Source organism: Paenilisteria portnoyi (assembly GCF_014322795.1).
GTDB lineage: Bacteria > Bacillota > Bacilli > Lactobacillales > Listeriaceae > Listeria_A > Listeria_A portnoyi.
In genome coordinates this window covers 1-18,530 of the sequence record NZ_JAASTT010000008.1, presented here as the reverse complement: position 1 = coordinate 18,530, position 18,530 = coordinate 1, and the positions used below count along the sequence as shown (strand labels likewise).

General features: G+C 40.4%; 16 protein-coding genes and 1 pseudogene. 13 read left to right on the top strand and 4 right to left on the bottom strand.

Translation table 11 applies throughout. From position 1 onward, the window contains the following. The first annotated feature begins 7 nt into the window (after positions 1-7). The 5 genes from HCJ66_RS07015 (at position 8) to HCJ66_RS06995 (ending at position 5,566) form a co-directional block, all read left to right on the top strand. A complete protein-coding gene (locus HCJ66_RS07015; protein ID WP_187132481.1) occupies positions 8-430 on the top strand; it encodes a general stress protein in 423 nt (140 codons plus the stop codon). Position 431: 1 nt separating this feature from the next. Further along, positions 432-1,073, top strand: a complete 642-nt coding sequence (locus HCJ66_RS07010) for a lytic transglycosylase domain-containing protein (RefSeq protein WP_246438597.1) — start codon at positions 432-434, stop codon at positions 1,071-1,073. A gap of 171 nt (positions 1,074-1,244) precedes the next feature. Further along, positions 1,245-3,953, top strand: a complete 2,709-nt coding sequence (gene acnA, locus HCJ66_RS07005) for an aconitate hydratase AcnA (protein WP_187132480.1) — start codon at positions 1,245-1,247, stop codon at positions 3,951-3,953. A 92-nt stretch (positions 3,954-4,045) separates the two neighbouring features. After that, a complete protein-coding gene (locus HCJ66_RS07000; RefSeq protein ID WP_187132479.1) occupies positions 4,046-4,978 on the top strand; it encodes an aldo/keto reductase in 933 nt (310 codons plus the stop codon). Between the two features lie 18 nt (positions 4,979-4,996). Further along, complete coding sequence (locus tag HCJ66_RS06995; RefSeq protein WP_187132478.1) at positions 4,997-5,566, top strand: DNA-3-methyladenine glycosylase I; 570 nt, start codon at positions 4,997-4,999, stop codon at positions 5,564-5,566. Positions 5,567-5,628: 62 nt separating this feature from the next. On the opposite strand, the gene HCJ66_RS06990 is transcribed toward HCJ66_RS06995, so the two are convergent. From HCJ66_RS06990 to adhE, 3 genes are all read right to left on the bottom strand, one after another. Further along, complete coding sequence (locus tag HCJ66_RS06990) at positions 5,629-6,042, bottom strand: VOC family protein (protein WP_187132477.1); 414 nt, start codon at positions 6,040-6,042, stop codon at positions 5,629-5,631. 98 nt (positions 6,043-6,140) lie between these two features. Then, positions 6,141-6,737 (bottom strand): class I SAM-dependent methyltransferase, encoded by a 597-nt coding sequence (locus HCJ66_RS06985; protein ID WP_187132476.1) that lies wholly within the window; start codon positions 6,735-6,737, stop codon positions 6,141-6,143. Positions 6,738-6,903: 166 nt separating this feature from the next. Next, on the bottom strand, positions 6,904-9,504 hold the full coding sequence (gene adhE, locus HCJ66_RS06980) for a bifunctional acetaldehyde-CoA/alcohol dehydrogenase (protein WP_187132475.1): 2,601 nt from the start codon (positions 9,502-9,504) through the stop codon (positions 6,904-6,906). A gap of 385 nt (positions 9,505-9,889) precedes the next feature. Between adhE and HCJ66_RS06975 the strand changes: the two genes are divergently transcribed. The 4 genes from HCJ66_RS06975 (at position 9,890) to HCJ66_RS06960 (ending at position 14,477) form a co-directional block, all read left to right on the top strand. Continuing rightward, positions 9,890-11,752 (top strand): multicopper oxidase domain-containing protein, encoded by a 1,863-nt coding sequence (locus tag HCJ66_RS06975; protein ID WP_187132474.1) that lies wholly within the window; start codon positions 9,890-9,892, stop codon positions 11,750-11,752. Between the two features lie 201 nt (positions 11,753-11,953). Beyond that, positions 11,954-12,739 (top strand): 30S ribosomal protein S2, encoded by a 786-nt coding sequence (gene rpsB / locus HCJ66_RS06970; protein ID WP_036093911.1) that lies wholly within the window; start codon positions 11,954-11,956, stop codon positions 12,737-12,739. Positions 12,740-12,823: 84 nt separating this feature from the next. Further along, entirely contained in the window at positions 12,824-13,708 is an 885-nt protein-coding gene (gene tsf, locus HCJ66_RS06965) for a translation elongation factor Ts (protein WP_036131086.1), read from the top strand. Between the two features lie 217 nt (positions 13,709-13,925). After that, positions 13,926-14,477: a sce7726 family protein gene (locus HCJ66_RS06960; protein ID WP_222717431.1), complete on the top strand. Its 552-nt coding sequence runs from the start codon at positions 13,926-13,928 to the stop codon at positions 14,475-14,477. On the opposite strand, the gene HCJ66_RS06955 is transcribed toward HCJ66_RS06960, so the two are convergent. Then, positions 14,468-15,523, bottom strand: coding sequence for a beta family protein (locus tag HCJ66_RS06955; protein ID WP_187132472.1), 1,056 nt, complete (start codon positions 15,521-15,523; stop codon positions 14,468-14,470). The two genes, HCJ66_RS06960 and HCJ66_RS06955, sit on opposite strands and share 10 nt — an antisense overlap. A 339-nt stretch (positions 15,524-15,862) precedes the next feature. Between HCJ66_RS06955 and HCJ66_RS16420 the strand changes: the two genes are divergently transcribed. The 4 genes and pseudogenes from HCJ66_RS16420 to HCJ66_RS06940 all read left to right on the top strand — a co-directional run. Next, positions 15,863-17,596 carry a deaminase domain-containing protein gene (locus tag HCJ66_RS16420; protein ID WP_343068970.1) on the top strand — a complete coding sequence of 578 codons (1,734 nt, stop codon included), beginning with the start codon at positions 15,863-15,865 and terminating at the stop codon, positions 17,594-17,596. 18 nt (positions 17,597-17,614) lie between these two features. Continuing rightward, positions 17,615-17,968 carry an Imm3 family immunity protein gene (locus HCJ66_RS06945; RefSeq protein WP_187132471.1) on the top strand — a complete coding sequence of 118 codons (354 nt, stop codon included), beginning with the start codon at positions 17,615-17,617 and terminating at the stop codon, positions 17,966-17,968. 215 nt (positions 17,969-18,183) lie between these two features. Continuing rightward, positions 18,184-18,276: pseudogene (locus HCJ66_RS16475) on the top strand (hypothetical protein); the annotation flags it as partial. 67 nt (positions 18,277-18,343) lie between these two features. Continuing rightward, positions 18,344-18,530: hypothetical protein (locus tag HCJ66_RS06940; protein ID WP_222717430.1), on the top strand; the 187-nt coding region annotated here is incomplete at its 3' end.

Sequence of the window (18,530 nt, the reverse complement as noted above, 5' to 3'; positions counted from 1 at the left end):
AGTGTTTATGGATAATTGGGAAGTTTTTATCGTAGGAAATGATAAAGAAGGCGTGGATAAAATCACGGAACTGGAAGCACGGGGCTACAAAAAAGAGAATATCTCGATTCTAGCGAAATCTGATCAAGAGGACGAAGTAAAAGAGATTATTGAGTTGACGGACGTGGAGGAAGAGCACCCAGTGAATGAAGAGGCGTTTGGCGTTATCTCTGGCATTTTGCAGTCACTTAGCGGTGGATTGATGATTCCGCAAGTGTATAATCCAAAATACGGTGCACTTTATGCTGCTGGTCCTTTTGCAAAATGGTTTTCAAATACGAGTGACAAATCAGTAAAACGTTTGCTAACAGATTTTGACTTGAACGATGCTCAAATTGATGAATTCGTTCGTGCGCTTCACAGTGGTCAAATCCTGATTTTGGCGAGATAAATTGGCGAAGAAAAAGCCGACAAAGGCGCAACTACGTAAAGTCAAACAGAGACGCAGCATGTTTTTGGCGATTTTAGCAGTATTCGTGTTAGGTTTGGCGCTCGTTGTCTTGATGCAATTTCGGGCAGAGGAGAAGCCAAAACCTTACACGCAGGATATTCCTGAACAATTTGTTTCGATTTATCAAGCGGCGGCGAAAGAATATGGCATTGACTGGTTCTTACTTGCCGCTGTGCATCGCGTGGAGACTAAGTTTTCAACGGTAGAGCCGATGATTTCAGGAGTTGGTGCGATTGGCCCAATGCAATTTATGCCATGTACGTTTGTGGGATGGAGTGCAGAAGGTTGTCCAGCAACGGGTGGCGTCGGCGATTTTTCGGACGATGATTTGGTGGACCCGAGCGTGATTAAGGCGTATGGCGGTTACGGCGTGGACGCGAATCACGATGGTAAAGCAGATCCATGGAATTTGGAGGATGCCGTTTTCTCTACCGCTAACTTTTTAGCAGACAATGGTGCAAAAGTTGGCAAAGAGAAGCAAGCTGTTTTTAAGTATAATCATAGCGATATTTATGTGCGAGATATTATGTTCTACCGCGATCAGTTTAAGAAAGCGTGGAACAAAGATATAGCTTCGAAGTGAGAAGAAGTCGGGCGATTATGTCCGGCTTTTTTGAGGTGGCCTCGCTGATAATTTTTACTTATTGAAAAGTATCGATTTATCTTAGTTTACTTATCATGCTTTTTTTCGTACAATAGAAGAGTAGAAGATTGCAACGAGAGCGAAGGGTATCACAATGGGAGGCAAAAACTTATGAAAAATTGGAATGAGAAAGCAAAGCAGTCGTTTCAAATTGGCGACGACACGTATCATTATTATCAATTAAAAACGCTTGAGGCGGATGGTCAAACATCCATTAAAAAACTGCCTTACTCGATCCGCGTACTACTTGAATCGGTATTGCGTCAAGCGGATGGACGGATCATCACGGATAAACATATTGAAGATTTAGCGCACTGGGATGCGACGAAAAAGAATGACGGAGAAGTTCCGTTCAAACCAGCGCGTGTTATTTTACAAGATTTCACGGGTGTACCAGCAGTTGTTGACTTGGCGTCACTACGTAAAGCGATGGCAGATTTGGGCGGGAATCCAGAAGACATTAATCCTGAAATTCCTGTCGATCTTGTTGTCGATCACTCGGTGCAAGTAGATAGTTACGCGAATCCAGAAGCACTAGAAGTCAACATGAAGCTCGAGTTTGAGCGTAATATGGAGCGTTACCAATTCTTAAACTGGGCGCAGAAATCGTTTGATAATTATCGCGCCGTACCACCAGCAACAGGAATCGTCCACCAAGTAAATTTGGAGTATTTGGCAAGCGTTGTAATCGCAAATCAAGTGGCTGAGAATGAATATACAGCGTTTCCAGACAGCTTGGTCGGAACCGACTCGCATACAACGATGATCAATGGAATCGGCGTACTCGGCTGGGGTGTTGGCGGAATCGAGGCGGAGGCAGGAATGCTTGGCCAACCATCGTATTTCCCAATCCCGGAAGTTATCGGCGTTAAATTAATCAATGCCTTACCAAACGGCGCAACAGCAACCGATTTAGCTTTAAAAGTAACACAAGTACTCCGTGAAAAGAAAGTTGTCGGCAAGTTCGTCGAGTTCTTCGGTAAAGGCGTGGCAACATTACCACTCGCTGACCGAGCGACGATTGCGAACATGGCACCAGAATACGGCGCGACATGCGGCTTTTTCCCAGTAGATGAGGAATCATTGACGTACATGCGTTTAACAGGACGTGAAGAAAAACAAGTCGCGCTTGTGAAGGAATATTTGCAAAATAACGAGCTATTTTTCACACCAGAAAATGTAGAACCGAATTATACGTCCGTCGTAGAACTCGATTTAAGCTTGATTGAACCGAACTTAGCAGGGCCAAAACGTCCACAAGACTTGATTCCGTTATCGAAAATGAAAGAAAGTTTCCAAGCCTCGATTAGCGCGCCAAACGGCAACCAAGGATTTGGTTTGTCGAAAAAAGATTTGCATAAAGAAGCGAAAGTGACGTTTGGAAATGGCGATCAATCGACAATGAAGACGGGTTCAGTCGCGATTGCAGCAATTACAAGTTGTACGAATACATCGAATCCATACGTGATGTTAAGCGCTGGCCTGCTCGCGAAAAAAGCGGTGGAATTAGGTCTTGAAGTGCCTAAATTCGTGAAAACATCGCTCGCACCTGGTTCGAAGGTCGTGACGGGGTATTTGGAAGATGCAGGATTACTGCCATTCCTTGAGAAGTTAGGATTTGACCTTGTTGGTTACGGCTGTACAACATGTATTGGTAACTCCGGACCGCTAAAAGACGAGATTGAACAAGCGATTGTAGACAATGATTTGCTGGTATCCGCTGTGCTTAGTGGAAATCGAAATTTTGAAGGACGGATTCATGCTCTAGTAAAAGCAAACTTCTTAGCTTCACCACCGCTTGTCGTTGCATACGCGCTCGCTGGAACGACGAACATCGATATGCTAAACGAACCAATCGGAAAAGGAGAACACGGTCAGGATGTCTTCTTAAGCGACATTTGGCCAGCGCAAGAAGAGGTGAAGGCGCTCGTGGAAAGAACGGTAACGCCAGAGCTATTCCGCGAAGAATATGCCAATGTTTTTAGTCAAAATGAGGAATGGAATGCGATTGCGACGTCGGAACAAGCACTTTACGATTGGGATACAGATTCAACTTATATTGCGAACCCGCCATTTTTCGAGAACTTATCGCCAGAACCGGGCACCGTAGAAGCCCTTCACGGACTTCGTGTCATCGGTAAGTTCGGAGATTCAGTTACAACGGACCATATTTCACCAGCTGGAGCGATTGGAAAAGATACACCGGCCGGGAAGTACTTGCAAGCGCATGGTGTAGCGATTCGCGATTTCAACTCCTACGGCTCGCGTCGTGGCCATCATGACGTGATGATGCGCGGAACCTTCGCCAATATCCGCATTAGAAATCAAGTAGCACCAGGCACAGAAGGCGGTTATACAACATACTGGCCAACGGAAGAAATCATGCCTATCTATGACGCATCGATGAAATATCAAGAAACCGGAACAGGACTTGTTGTTTTGACGGGCGATGACTACGGAATGGGATCTTCTCGTGACTGGGCTGCAAAAGGAACGAATTTACTCGGCATTAAAACAGTCATTGCGAAAAGTTATGAACGGATTCACCGCTCAAACCTAGCGATGATGGGAGTCTTGCCATTGCAATTTAAAGACGGCGAAAGCGCGGATTCACTGGGCTTGACTGGTCGGGAAACGATTAGTGTAGCGATTGATGAAACAGTTGCCCTGCGAGATTTTGTGACAGTCACAGCAGTCGCAGAAGATGGCACACACAAAACATTTGAGGCGCTCGTTCGCTTTGACTCAGATGTAGAAATTGATTATTACCGTCATGGCGGTATTTTACCAATGGTTTTACGTGGAAAATTGAAGAAATAAAAGAAATGAAAAAACATCGAGCTAGAACGTGCGTTCGATGTTTTTTTATGTTATCATGAGGTATAGCGACAAATCAGGGAGGTTTTTGGAAGATGGAGAAACGTATAGAGATTGGTAGCACGGAGCTTCGGGTCACACCGATTGGTTTTGGAGCGAATACGATTGGCGCACATAATCTATTTCAAAATATTGATGAAGAAGTAAGCCGTGAAACGCTGCGGGCGGCACTTGGCGCGGGTGTTGATTTTTTTGATAGTGCATTTATGTATGGTTTAGGCCGCTCAGAAGAGCTGATTGGCGAGATTTTATCGGAGACTGGTCGTCGTTTGGATGTGGTTTTAGCAACAAAAGCCGCACATATCGTGACGGATAGTGGGATTAAATTAGATAATTCACCAGCGTTCTTAACAGATTCTGTAGACATTGCGTTGAAGCGTCTACAAACAGACTACATCGATTTATTCTATATCCATTTTCCTGATGGTGTGACACCGCCAGATGAGGCGATGGGTGCATTACAACGTCTAAAAGAAGCTGGGAAAATTCGTGCAATTGGCGTATCTAATTTTAGCATGGATGCTTTGAAAGTAGCGAATAAAGACGGCTATGTGGATGTCGTGCAAGACAAATATTCGCTCGTTTATCCTGAGTTAGAGGAGGACATGATTCCTTACTGCCTTGAACAAGGAATTTCTTTCATACCGTACACACCGCTCGCAAGTGGTTTATTAACAGGGAAGTTCACAGCCGATAATCCGCCTCAAGATTTCCGTAAAGATCGACCGCATTTCCAAGGACAAGCCTACCTTGACAACATAGCGAAAGTGAATAACCTTCAAGAATTAGCTAATAAACACGGCGTCTCCATCGCGAATATTGTCTTAGCGACAACGCTTGGTATTGATGGCATCGATGTTGTCATTCCAGGGGCAAAGAATCCTGAGCAAGTACTAGCTAATAGGAAGACATTACAGGCAGACTTGACCTCAGAAGAAGTGGCACAAGTCCGAGCTTTATTTAAATAATAGGAAGAAGGATGTCATATGCAGCAAGAACGATGTGGTTGGGCAATGAACGATACGGTTGAGCAAGTGTATCATGATAAGGAATGGGGTGTTCCGAGTCACGATGAGCAGTATTTATTTGAAATGCTGAATTTAGAAGGCGCACAAGCCGGTCTCTCATGGCGCTTAATTTTGACTAAACGACCAGCGTATAAAGAAGCCTTTCATCAATTTGACCCAGATAAATGCGCGCAGATGACAGATGAGGAATTAGAGCACATACGTGAAACAGCAGCAATCGTCAAAAATAAACTTAAAATTGGTGGCGTCCGCAAAAATGCCATCGCTTTTCTGAAAGTGCAAGCTGAATTTGGTTCTTTTGCCAATTATATTTGGGGATATTCAGACGGAAAGCCGATTATAAATCATTGGACGGATATGTCTCAAATGCCCGCAAAAAATGACTTGTCTGAGCGGATTAGCAAGGATTTGAAGAAGCGTGGTTTTATTTTCGTTGGACCAGTTATTATATATTCATACTTACAGGCAATTGGGATGATAGATGATCATGTTATCACCTGCCCGTATCATACAGAGAATCGTAACTGAGTACACGAATCCAAAAGGGCGTAAGTAAACCTGGAATTCCAGGACTACTTACGCCTTTTGATTTAGCTTTTTTGCCAGTTAAGTTGCCATTCAATGCCTAATTTATCTGTTACTTTTGCATAAACGCCACCCCAAGGCATTTCTTGTAGTTCGATGGATACTTGCCCGCCATTCTTTAGTATGTCGTACGTGGTTTTTAATGCAGCTTCATCGTCAAACATGAAGGCAATGGAATGTGTGTTTCCTATTACTAGAGGCTCATCTACATAGGAATCTGAGAAATAAAGTAGCTCGATATTATCTTTTTCCAGGCGTGCATGTACGATACGTTTAGCAAGCGCTTGGTCTCCGCGTGAATCACCCATCTCGCTGTAGGTTTGTACCATTTTTGGTGTGGCACCGAAAGCTTTGGCATAAAAATCTAACGCTTCTCTCGTATTACCATTGAACTGTAAATAGGGTATCGTATTCGGCATAAAAATTCCTCCTGAAAGAATATTTTTATCACGCTACGGTGATATGAGTAGTATAAGGTAAAACATAGTAGAAATCTACTAAATGCATTTTTCGTATTTTATTTTTGACTAACAGCTATAAATAAAGTTGCATCTTGCTTCATAAATAGTTTTTCACCGTGATGAAATAGCTGAATACTAACCGATTGGAATCCTGCATCAATGAGGAGAGTTTCTAGTTCGCTAGCAATGAAACCGTTGTGAACTTTTGGATGGCTGATAGCTGGGTTCTTATCGAAATCAACAATAATTAACTGGCCGCCAGCATGGAGTGTGGCATAGAGTTTTTCTAGAATCAATTTTGTGTCCGGAATATGCAAGAGAACAAGCGAAACGATTATAATATCGGCTTTTACATCAATTGTGTCTTTAGTAAGATCAGCGACGGTAGTCTGGACGTTTGGGATGTTGTTTTCTGTTACTTTTTCGTTAATTATCTCAACCATACTATTGGAAGAGTCTATCAGAATAGTATTTTTAACATGATCGGCCAATTGCAAGCCCACCAAACCAGTGCCGCTACCATAATCAATCAGGGTTTTGTCTTTTGCTTGCGTCAGTTCTTCGCTTATTTTTGTCGCAATAATATTGGCAAGTTCTATCCGCTCAGAACTATCATATTTTCTGGCCATTTTTTCGAAAACGTTTTCTTCCATTATTTAATCGCATCCTCTGCTATATGATAAGCTAATAGTATAAATGAAACAATTTCTTTTCGCAATGAAAAAAATATAGATGACAATAATATTATTATGTGAACTAATGTGAGGCGATAAAAAATAACAGCCCGAGGGAAGGGCTGTTATTTTCAAGTATTATATTTTAAACACCTTTATAAGCGTTCATATAAACTTCTTTCAACTCAGAAACGAGCGGTTGAACTGGGTTAGCAGTCGTACATTGATCCATGAACGCGCGATCAGCAAGTGTATCAACCACTGCGTCAAATGCTTTCTTGTCAACGTTTTGACCTTTCAAGCTCATGTCGATTCCACAATCTTTACCAAGGCTGATGATGGCATCAACTAGTGATTTCACGCCTTCTTCTGTTGTAGAAGCTGGAAGGCCTAGTACGCGAGCAATTTGTGCGTAATCTTGGTCTGCGCGGTAAGATTCATATCTTGGGAACAATGCGTGTTTTCTGGGTTTTGTTGCATTGTAACGAATAACGTGTGGCATAAGAATAGCGTTCGCACGACCATGAGGGATGTGGAATTCAGGTCCGATTTTGTGTGCTAGACTATGATTAATTCCTAGGAAAGCGTTGGCAAATGCCATACCAGCCATAGCGGAAGCGTTATGCATTTTTTCACGAGCATCTTCGTCACCTTCAAGAACGGAAGCGCGTAATGATTCGAATACCATTTCGATGGCACGTAGAGACAATCCGCGTGTATAATCGCTTGCCATTACGGATACGTATGACTCAATCGCATGTGTTAGTACGTCCATACCTGTATCAGCTGTAATGTGAGCTGGAACTGTCATAACATATTGCGCATCAACAATTGCTACGTCTGGAGTTAATTCGTAATCTGCAAGTGGGTATTTAATGTTGTTTTCTTTATCTGTAATAACCGCAAAAGGAGTAACCTCAGATCCTGTACCAGATGTAGTAGGGATGGCAACGAATTGCGCTTTTTCACCAAGTTTAGGATATTTGAATGTACGTTTGCGAATATCTAAGAATTTTTGTTTCAAACCGAAGAATGAAGCTTCTGGGTGTTCATAGAATAACCACATACCCTTGGCAGCATCCATTGCGGAACCACCACCGAGTGCGATAATGCAATCTGGTTTGAAGTCTTTCATTAATTCTGCACCTTTATAAACGGTTACGTCAGATGGATCTGGTTCTACGTCTGCAAATACTTGATACGATACGTCATTTCCACGTTTTTTCAAGTGTTCGATAACAACGTCAACATATTTGAATTGCACCATTCCTGGGTCAGTTACGATAAACACGCGTTCGATGTTCGGCATTTTTTGCAGATATTGTGTAGAATATTTTTCAAAGAATACTTTTGGTGGCAGTTTGAACCATTGCATATTATTTCTCCGTTCTGCGATACGTTTCACATTTAAAAGATTTGTTGCGCTAACGTTTTGTGATACAGAGTTTTTACCGTAAGATCCGCAACCTAGTGTTAGGGAAGGGATGAAGCCATTGTAAAGGTCGCCGATTCCGCCTTGAGCAGATGGTGCGTTCACAATGATACGACATGCTTTCATACGTAAACCGAATGCTAGTTGTGCTTCGCGATCTGTTGAATGAATAACTGCTGAGTGACCTAAACCACCGTATACAAGCATTTCTTCACAACGATCAAAGGCTTGTGCTTGGTCTTTTGCTTCAATGAAAGCGAGGACTGGGCTTAGTTTTTCATGAGATAGTGGGTAATCGTCGCCTACACCTTTAATTTCAGCTACGAGCATTTTTGTATCTTCTGGAACTTTGAATCCAGCTTCGTTTGCAATCCAAGCAGGGGATTTACCTACTACATTTGGATTTAACGCGTGTGTTTCAGGATTGATCACATAGCTTTCTAATTTTTTGAACTCAGCGCCTTTAACAAAATAGCATTTATTCGCTTCCATTTCGTCTTTTACAGCTTTGGCAACTTCTTTGTCGACGATGACAGCTTGTTCAGAAGCACAAATCATACCGTGATCGAAAGTTTTAGATAGGATTAGGTCGTTCACTGCGCGTTTGATTTTCGCTGTTTTGTCGATGTACGCTGGAACGTTACCAGGACCAACGCCAAGAGCAGGTTTACCAGTAGAGTAAGCTGATTTAACCATTGCTGCACCACCTGTAGCAAGCACGAGCGCTACATCTTTATGGTTCATCAATTGTTTTGTCGCTTCTAGTGAAGGTTTCTCAACCCATTGAATACAATGTTCTGGAGCACCGGCTGCAACTGCTGCTTCATATACGACACGAGCGGCTTCAGAAGAACATTTTTGAGCGCTTGGGTGGAATGCAAAAATGATTGGGTTACGCGTTTTGATGGCAATGATTGCTTTGAAAAGTGTTGTCGATGTTGGGTTCGTAACAGGAGTGACCCCAGCAATAACGCCGACTGGTTCTGCGATTTCAACGACACCAGTTTGCTTATCTTCATTGATAATACCAACTGTTTTGTCCGCTTTGATGCTATTCCAAATATATTCTGTTGCAAAAATATTTTTAATACATTTATCTTCATAGATTCCGCGACCAGTTTCTTCAATCGCTAGTTTAGCAAGCGGCATATGTTGGTCAAGACCCGCTAGAGCCATTGCGTGAACGATATGATCTACTTTTTCTTGGTCGAAATCGGCGAATGCTTTTAGTGCGCTTTGTCCATTACTTGCTAGTGTATCAATTACTTGTTGAACCTCTAATTCTTCATTAACAGCTTTTTCTTTCATTGCCATTTGTGAACCCTCCAATAGTATCGGGACTAAAAACGTCCTCTAGTGACATTTAGCGTCCCTGTTATTTCAAAAAAATTGCGGCGGTCGACTCGCCGTCATCTTCTTGGATTTCTTATTTACAAAGTAAGTGTAACACTTCACAAACTCTTTGTCTAGTGTTTCTTGTGAAAACATTCACTTGACCTCGAAAATAGTAAAAAAGACATGGCTAAAAAAAGATTCCTACTACATTTTGATTAGGTGGATTAAGAAAAAGGGGAGTTTCCCGTAGCTTGTTTCTTAGCGGTTTATTATAAATAGATTCAGTTTCCTAAGAAAGATTGTGCATTTTATAGTATACTTGGTGAGGAGTGAGATTATATATAGAAAAAGGGGGTACATAACGATGTATATGATGTTTTTTGGAAGTTCTGTGTTGATTTTAATGGGAATGGCGATTGCATGGTCGATTCTTCCTTTTAGAGGCGGGCGTTGGCTTATGATGGCAAATGCACTACTTCTGCTTGCTTGGTTCGCAGTTGCTGTCATTGCTGGTTTGAGTATTGGGTGGGAGTTTATCCGACAAATTTTTGGAATGTTGATGCCGATGGTTGTTTCGCCGTTCCTTTTGCTAGCGATACTGCGGAAACGAAAATTATGGAATCGCTTAGTTAAACGTTATGCCATTTTTGTGGCTTGGTTTGCGGTGTTTATGATCGCTTTTCAAATACCTGCTTTCCCGGATGGATGGACATATTTCGAGTGTTTTGGACTACCAATTTTTATTTTCTTCCTATTGTATGTTTGGGATAGATGGCTTGGTGGGCGTTTTCGAATGCGGTGGATTGTTTCGGGTAGCGTTCTTGTTATTGTAGGTTTTATTTTTGGCTCATTGGTGTGGAATGCTACTGCGATGCAGGCGGATGGGCACGAGGCGGGCATGGACTGGGGTGGCGGCAAAATGACACACGTGAGGCAGCCCGTGGACGTGACGACACTTACGGGACCTGATGCTGCGGCTGTTACGAAGCGTTATTATTTTACAGCGTCCAAAAAGAAGATGGAAGTTCCTGGTGGGGCAAAGAAGGAGTTGTGGCTTTTTAATGGGAAATTGACGGGCCCAGCGATCCGAGTGACACAAGGCGATGTTGTGGAAGTTACGCTGAGCAATAAAAATATTGCAGAGGGAGTCACGATTCATTGGCACGGTTATGATGTTCCGATTGCAGAGGATGGCGTACCGGATATTTCGCAAAAAGCTGTCGCGGTTGGTGAGAGTTATACGTATCGATTTAAGGCGGATACGGCTGGAACGTTCTGGTATCACTCACATAATCAGTCGTCGGAGCAGGTGGGTCATGGTTTGTTTGGTTCGCTCGTTGTAGAACCGAAGACGCCGAAAAAAGAGGAGCTAGAGATTGTGGGGTTTGTAGCGCCAAAATATATCGATGCGTCAGGCGTGCTGCTTTCTGGTAACGGTGAGCTACCGAAAAAAATCAATCCGGGTACCAATGTACGAATTCGTCTTGGAAATGCACATAATAAGCCGCAAAAACTGATTTTGAATGGTGCGGTATTTCAAGTGGCAGCGATAGATGGTAATGTGATTCATAAACCTACTGATTTGAAGAAGACGTATCTACAAATTCCTGCTGGAGGTCGCATGGATATAACCTTTACGATGCCAAATCATGCGGTTCGTTTGTTTGATGCAAAAGATGAGAACGGTGGTTGGGTTTTCCAAGCCACGACGGTGACAACAAAAGCATCAACGGAGATTCCTGATGAGGTTTTCAAGCCAGAGGAATACGGGGAACAGCAGGCGAGTCAGCTAGATTTATCGGCTGGTTTTGATCGGGAGTTTGAAATGGTTTTTGATAGTAAACTTGCTTTCTTTGATGGGATGGTGCATCATTTGTGGACGATTAATGGTGAGTTGTATCCCAATACGCCGATGTTGATGGTCAGCGAGGACGATCTTGTAAAAACGACTTTTATCAATCGTAGTTACAGTCATCATCCCATGCATTTACACGGGCACAAGATGTTAGTGTTGACACGAAATGGCGTTGAAACAACGGGAAGTCCTTGGTGGACGGATACGCTAAATGTGAAGCCTGGTGAAACGTATGAGATCGCGTTTAAGGCGGACAATCCTGGGATTTGGATGGATCATTGCCATAATCTTGATCATGCTAGCAATGGGATGATGATGCATTTGCAATACGATAATGTGTACACACCATTTTCTGAACATACCCATGAATGAAAGCTAATTACTTATCATGAGCTGAAACACTGCAAATCACTTGTCATAGGCCGTATTCTGTGATATCATAATAAACGGTGTTAAAACATCACACACACATTGAGGACAGTGCAAAGGGTGCTTGTTTACAAGTCTTTGTCTGGTTGATTCATGTGGAGGGCGGAAAAGTCCGCAAAAAATAAAACCATAGGAGGGAATAACATGCCTGTTATTTCAATGAAACAATTGCTAGAAGCTGGGGTACATTTCGGCCACCAAACACGTCGCTGGAACCCAAAAATGAAGAAATATATCTTCACAGAAAGAAACGGTATCTACATTATCGATTTACAAAAAACTGTTAAGAAAGTAGACGAAGCTTTCAATTTCATGAAAGAAATCTCTGCTGATGGTGGAACAATCCTTTTTGTAGGAACTAAAAAACAAGCGCAAGATTCAGTACGTGATGAAGCGATTCGTTCAGGTCAATATTTCGTTAACCATCGTTGGTTAGGTGGAACATTGACAAACTTTGAAACAATCCAAAAACGTATTAAACATCTTAAGAAAATCGAAAAAATGGAAGAAGACGGTACTTTCGAAGTCCTTCCTAAAAAAGAAGTTGTTCTACTTAAGAAAGAACAAGAGAAATTAGAAAGATTCCTAGGCGGTATTAAAGATATGAAAGGTCTTCCAGATGCTTTGTTCATCGTTGACCCTCGTAAAGAACGTATTGCTGTTGCAGAAGCTCGTAAATTACACATCCCAATCATCGGTATTGTAGATACAAACTGTGATCCAGATGAAATTGATTACGTAATTCCTGCAAATGACGATGCTATCCGCGCGGTTAAACTTTTGACTGCTAGAATGGCTGACGCTATCATCGAAGTAAACCAAGGTGAAGAGCAAGAAGTTCCTGTAGAAGAAGTAAAAGCTCCAGTTGTTGAAGAAACTGTTGCAGCAGCTCCGGCTCCTGTTGCTGAAGAACCAACTACAGAAGCATAAGTTATGATTTAAAACTAACAAGGTGATAAGTGGCAATCTCTTATCACCTTTTTTCAAAGATTTTTATATTAGGAGGAATTGTAAATGGCTAACGTTACAGCTCAAATGGTAAAAGAACTACGCGAAAAAACTGGTGCAGGTATGATGGATTGTAAAAAAGCATTAGTAGAAGTAGACGGAGATATGGATTTAGCAATCGACTACCTACGCGAAAAAGGTATTGCGAAAGCTGCTAAGAAATCCGATCGTATTGCTACAGAAGGTATGACAAGCGTTGTCAGCAATGATAAACATGCCGCAGTACTTGAAATCAATGCAGAAACAGATTTCGTAGCTAAAAATGATCAATTCATTCAATTAGTAAAAGACATTTCAAATCAACTATTGACTGTTCGTCCAGATAACTTGGATGACGCGTTGAAAACAGAAATGCCAAATGGTCAATCCCTACAAGATTACATTAACGAAGCAATCCAAAAAATCGGTGAAAGAATCTCTCTTCGTCGTTTTGAAATTCAAGAAAAAGTGGCAGATCATGCATTTGGCGAATACATCCACATGGGCGGACGTATTGGTGTATTAGTGGTTCTTGAAGGAACTTCTGATGACGCAATTGCAAAAGACGTTGCGATGCACGTTGCAGCAATCAACCCTAAATACATTTCACGTAATGACGTTTCTCAAGACGAAATTGCACACGAAAGAAAAATCCTTACAGAGCAAGCACTTAACGAAGGCAAACCAGCCAATATCGTTGAAAAAATGGTCGAAGGTCGCTTAACGAAATACCTTAGCGAAATTAGCCTAGAAGATCAACCATTCGTTAAAAACCCGGACGTAACTGTAGGCCAATTCGTTAAAGAAAAAGGCGCTACGATTAAATCGTTCGTTCGTTTTGAAGTTGGTGAAGGGTTAGAGAAGAAAGAGGATAACTTTGTTGAGGAAGTTATGAATCAAGTGAAAAAATAAGCATCGTTTTAGGTGATTTTATGTGATATTAGATGAACCGTTATTCGTTGAGGATAGCGGTTTTTCTTTTTTTAGATGTCAACAGGTTCATCAGATCGTGGGATATTTCCACGTAGAGAATTTTATAAACTAACTAAACAACTTATGTATTGAATTTGATAAATAAATTTGATAACCTACTCGTAGAATAATTATAGAGGTGTTTAATGTGTATAAAATGAAAGATAGAGATTTGAGAATACTGACTTTACGCAAGCTAACTGTTGAATATAGTGGAATTGAAGATACTAAGATAATAAACGAAATGGGGTTATTTAATGGTGCCTCAAGGATTGATATTGCAGTTGTTAATGGTGTCCTCCACGGATATGAATTAAAAAGTGAATCGGATACTCTTAAAAGACTGCCCAGACAAATAGATTATTATAATAAAATTTTTGAACGAATGACAATTGTGACAGATAGAAAATATTTAAGTGAAGTAAGAGAGATGGTCCCTAGTTGGTGGGGAATAATTATTACAAAAAAAAATCGTGCTGAATTAAGAACAATACGCAAGGGTAGAAAAGGAAATTGTCAGGATGAAGAAGCATTATTGAATTTATTGTGGAAAGATGAGTATCATGGTTTAATAGATTTGTTAGATTATCCTAAGAGTATGAAAAAAATGAGAAAAACAGAAATTTTTGAGATTTTATTGATGGAAAAAAGGAAAAGCATCATAAAAAAGTATATTTATGATGCTTTACGAAAACGTAACTACAGCTGATTCAATATGGTGTGAATATGATGATTTATACCTAACCTAATAGGGACTTGATGATCATTAATTTCAAAATTATTATTAGCGCACTCGAAAATTTTCAAGTCACCGTAGGAAAAATCTTTTCCTTTGAAGTGCTCAGAGTCTACTATCATATTACAAATATCATTAATAGATATATGTTCTGCATCGGATTTTTGCTTTTTCAAAAGTCCAGATTTACCAATCATATAGTCTTTTTCAGTAGTATAAAAAATTTTCAAGTAAGTATTATTCATATTGATTTCCCTTTTTTCTTCGGTTGTCGGCTCTGGCTTTAGTCTCACAGTATAGTCACTAAAATTTAAGTTTGGATAAGATTTTTTGAGTGTTAGAAAAGTACTAAAATCATTTCTTATCGCTGCAACTGAAAATGAGCTGTAAGAAACATCATCAGAATTCATAGGACATGAAGTCGCGCCAAAGACTACTTGTTTATTATTTTGGGTTAGAAAATCAACTAGTTTGTTTATTCTGGTCAAATCTATTATTTTATTATAAAAGTCCAGTAGAAAAATTAATTCTGAGTGTGGAAAAATTTTTTCGAATTTTTCTAGTATACCTTGGAACATGAATTGATCAATACCGGAATCAAATTTGTATGGTTCAATTCGAATAATAATCTGCGTGTGATCATATTTAGATAATGTATCAATAATCCAGTCTTTTTCATCGAAACTTATACAAGGAAAAAAGTTGTTATGATGCTCCGCTAATTTTGTGTGCATAAATTCTACTATGTTTTCAGAATTTTTTCCTTGCCAATTTTTAGTTACGTCTGGATCAATATCTGCAAATGTTGTAGAGAACTGATATGCGAAAATGTGATCACCAAAGCGAGATTTCATATATTTTCCTAAAGTATTGAAATCTTTCTCCCATTTTGAAGGGTTGTTTTTTCTTTGGGATTCAATTATTGGTACTAAATTTTTTGGGGATGAGTGTTTCCATACTTCTTCTAAGGCTTTAACCTCCGAATTCCCTTTTTTTAGCAGAGGATAATAGATTGTCAAATTAAACTCCTTCTTTCTCTATTTATTGTAATAAATTTTTTATTGCAATGTACAGCCTAGACAACTGTTGGTTGCGCTTTCAATTCTATTTTACCATTTATTCCGAGATTGTACAATTATGTGGAAATAGCATAACTGGGACAAATGTTTTTTAGAAACTGACAAAAAAGTATTCCAAGAATCTGAGGTGAAATTTTACCGATGGATTAACTATTTATTTTAGGGAATATGACTTTTTAAGGGAGTCATATTACGATTAATTTGATGTTGAGGGCTTTTTTATTTAGTCTACGTTTGTTATACTGAGTGTGGAAGATACTAACATGGGGGGCAAGATATGTGGATGTAAAATATAGAGACAGTGAATGGGATAAGTCCAAAGAAGCTTTGGGAACAGTCATTGGACTTGGTGCATGGGGAAAAGGTGTCATCGATCAGTTGAAAAAAGTAAACAGTAATTTTGAAGATATTCAAAACGATATTCGAAAAGATGACAGTGATGGCGTGATTTCGTTTTCTTTTACAGATATGGAGAGCAAGTATCAAAAAATGTTTGAGAAAATTGAAGTGCTGCATGATTACGCGGGTGAAGCGGGAAGTATGGTTGAGCGCGTGATTGATGAACCGTTTTATAAAGATATGGATAAATTCGTGGAAAAGATGGAAGCTTTGTCGATTGATAATTATGAGACGAAGAATACGATTGGCGCGACAACGATAATTAGTACAGGCGGATATGATTATGGCGGTTACGGAGCAACAACGACAACTGTGCCAAAAGACAAGATCAAGTTGAGCGACATCATGACAGGCGATAACTTTTTTGCGGATAATTTGAAAGCATCGTTTGCGGACTATAGTAAGCAAAATCCCGACCAAGAATTTACGTACGAGGAGTATCAATCGGCAGTATCGAGTTCGCGCGCGTTTGAGTATGATTCGATTCGGGATGGCCAGCAGAATCTCGAATTATGGCGAGATATAGGCGCGGCCATCGTCATCATTGGCGTGAGCATTGTGTGTCCACCCGCAGGATTGGCACTCGGCGTTGCGTATGGTACACTGGAAATGAGCAGTGCGGCGACCGGAAAAGACTGGATGACTGGGCGCGAAATGGACGGCACCGAGCGCGCGACACGTGGGGCCTTTGCGTTGTTGGATATCATTCCAGGCGTGAAGGGAATCCGTGCGTTTAGTACGGCGACGAAGGCTGGAGGATTGGCATTGGATGCCACTCAAGTTGGCAGTAAGTTGACGTTGAGACAAACCACGCAGCAAGGATTGTCGCATTTGGACGCAATGGGGAAACAAGCGTTGCGTGAGAGTGCAGAGCGGATTCGGAAAATACCTAGCGTTATAACGGACGTGGCAAGTTCAGCCAAAACACAAATTAAAAACGCAACTGTGAACGCAGGAAAGTTAGCGGATACTGTTGAGACAGGAATTAGAAATCTTAATCCAAGAAGAATTGCAGTTTTACAAGACTCTGCTGACGGTTTCCATATAGTTCATAATGCAGCTGAAAATACAAAACGATTTGAGAGCATAGCGAGTAAATTTGTTAGTGGGGGCAGTGGTAATATTGATAAATTTCCAACCAGAACAATAGACTTAGCGACAGAATCGCATATAGTGGACAGTGTTCGTGATTTTAGGGGAAGTTTACCAAGTAGGTATAAAAAATCTGGAAATGTGGCTTTCGCGGATGCAAAAATTGAAGGAATAACAGAGGATAGTTTTTTTGCTCATAGTAGTATAGATATGCCTAACGCAACTGTTCAAGAAAGAGTGCCAAATATTTCGCAACAACCAAGTAAACCAATGTTTGAAGCAACAGAAGCAGTCGGAAAAGATGGATTAGCTTACATGCGTGATTCAGATACTGAATATAAGATTTTAAATGACATAGCTTCTAAGCTTGGAGATAATATTGATGCTTCTGGAAAGATAAAATTATTCACAGAGCTAGATACATGCTCTAGCTGTAATCGAATTATTGCAGAGTTTTCGGCTAAATTTAAAAATATTACGGTAGAAGTCATTCATAGCAACGGAGAAAGATTAATACCTTAATTTTAAGGAGGTTTTTAGATGAAAGATTGGGATTATGAAGAATTATTCGAGGCTATTAATGAATCTTATGTTGAGTTTTTAGCAAATGGGAGAGGAGAAAAATTTGCGGTTGCTCGTGCTTTTAATGAATATGCAGACATGGGGATAATAGAGGATATTATTACAGATGTGGCAATTGGCGAGATATTATTATCCCAAGATAAGGTTTATATAGGTTACATGAAAGGTATAACTAGCAGGTTATCAGAAGTTAAAAAAGATAACTTGAAAAATGAATTATCTAGTGAAGAAATAGAAAATCTATTAGGTAGGATTGCAGTAGTGATTACAGAGTTGAAAAATAAACCTATTGATAGTAACCCCGTTGCATAGCAGAATGGGACCTCTTTTTCGAGTGAAATTTATAAGGTATTAAGCATTTAAATCTATATTTTAAGGCATCTTAATTTGATTAGCTATGATTGAAATGCAAAGGAAAATCACTTTAGAAATTAGGAGGGAAGTTTTGATTTCTATAGAAAATATTTCAATTGATAAACAAGTAGCATTCTATTTAGGATTAAGTGAGGATATAATGCCATTATTGTGGGAAAGACGATATTGTCAACCTGAACTTGCATGAAAAAGCGCATGGCCCGCATGGTTTGGTCGCTTATACCATCAATGCGATGAAAGAACAAGACGAGTCGTTAGGCCAAGAATTCTATGAGAAATTAGACTTGCCGGAGTAGGGAGGTGGCGCGGAAGATGGATGTGGAATATAAAGAAAGTAAATGGGATAAATCCGAAAATGCCTTGGGAACACTTGTCGGTCTGGGCGTTTGGGGAAAAGGTGTCATCGATCAATTGAAAAAAGTAAACAGTAATTTCGAAGATATTCAAAACGATATTCGAAAAGATGACAGTGATGGCGTGATTTCGTTTTCTTTTACAG

Excerpts from the sequence above, each read along its gene's own strand:
- HCJ66_RS07015 (WP_187132481.1), top strand. The coding sequence starts at position 8 with ATGGATAATTGGGAAGTTTTTATCGTAGGAAATGATAAAGAAGGCGTG.
- acnA (WP_187132480.1), top strand. The coding sequence starts at position 1,245 with ATGAAAAATTGGAATGAGAAAGCAAAGCAGTCGTTTCAAATTGGCGAC.
- HCJ66_RS07000 (WP_187132479.1), top strand. The coding sequence starts at position 4,046 with ATGGAGAAACGTATAGAGATTGGTAGCACGGAGCTTCGGGTCACACCG.
- HCJ66_RS06995 (WP_187132478.1), top strand. The coding sequence starts at position 4,997 with ATGCAGCAAGAACGATGTGGTTGGGCAATGAACGATACGGTTGAGCAA.
- HCJ66_RS06990 (WP_187132477.1), bottom strand. The coding sequence starts at position 6,042 with ATGCCGAATACGATACCCTATTTACAGTTCAATGGTAATACGAGAGAA.
- HCJ66_RS06985 (WP_187132476.1), bottom strand. The coding sequence starts at position 6,737 with ATGGAAGAAAACGTTTTCGAAAAAATGGCCAGAAAATATGATAGTTCT.
- adhE (WP_187132475.1), bottom strand. The coding sequence starts at position 9,504 with ATGGCAATGAAAGAAAAAGCTGTTAATGAAGAATTAGAGGTTCAACAA.
- HCJ66_RS06975 (WP_187132474.1), top strand. The coding sequence starts at position 9,890 with ATGTATATGATGTTTTTTGGAAGTTCTGTGTTGATTTTAATGGGAATG.
- rpsB (WP_036093911.1), top strand. The coding sequence starts at position 11,954 with ATGCCTGTTATTTCAATGAAACAATTGCTAGAAGCTGGGGTACATTTC.
- tsf (WP_036131086.1), top strand. The coding sequence starts at position 12,824 with ATGGCTAACGTTACAGCTCAAATGGTAAAAGAACTACGCGAAAAAACT.
- HCJ66_RS06960 (WP_222717431.1), top strand. The coding sequence starts at position 13,926 with ATGAAAGATAGAGATTTGAGAATACTGACTTTACGCAAGCTAACTGTT.
- HCJ66_RS06945 (WP_187132471.1), top strand. The coding sequence starts at position 17,615 with ATGAAAGATTGGGATTATGAAGAATTATTCGAGGCTATTAATGAATCT.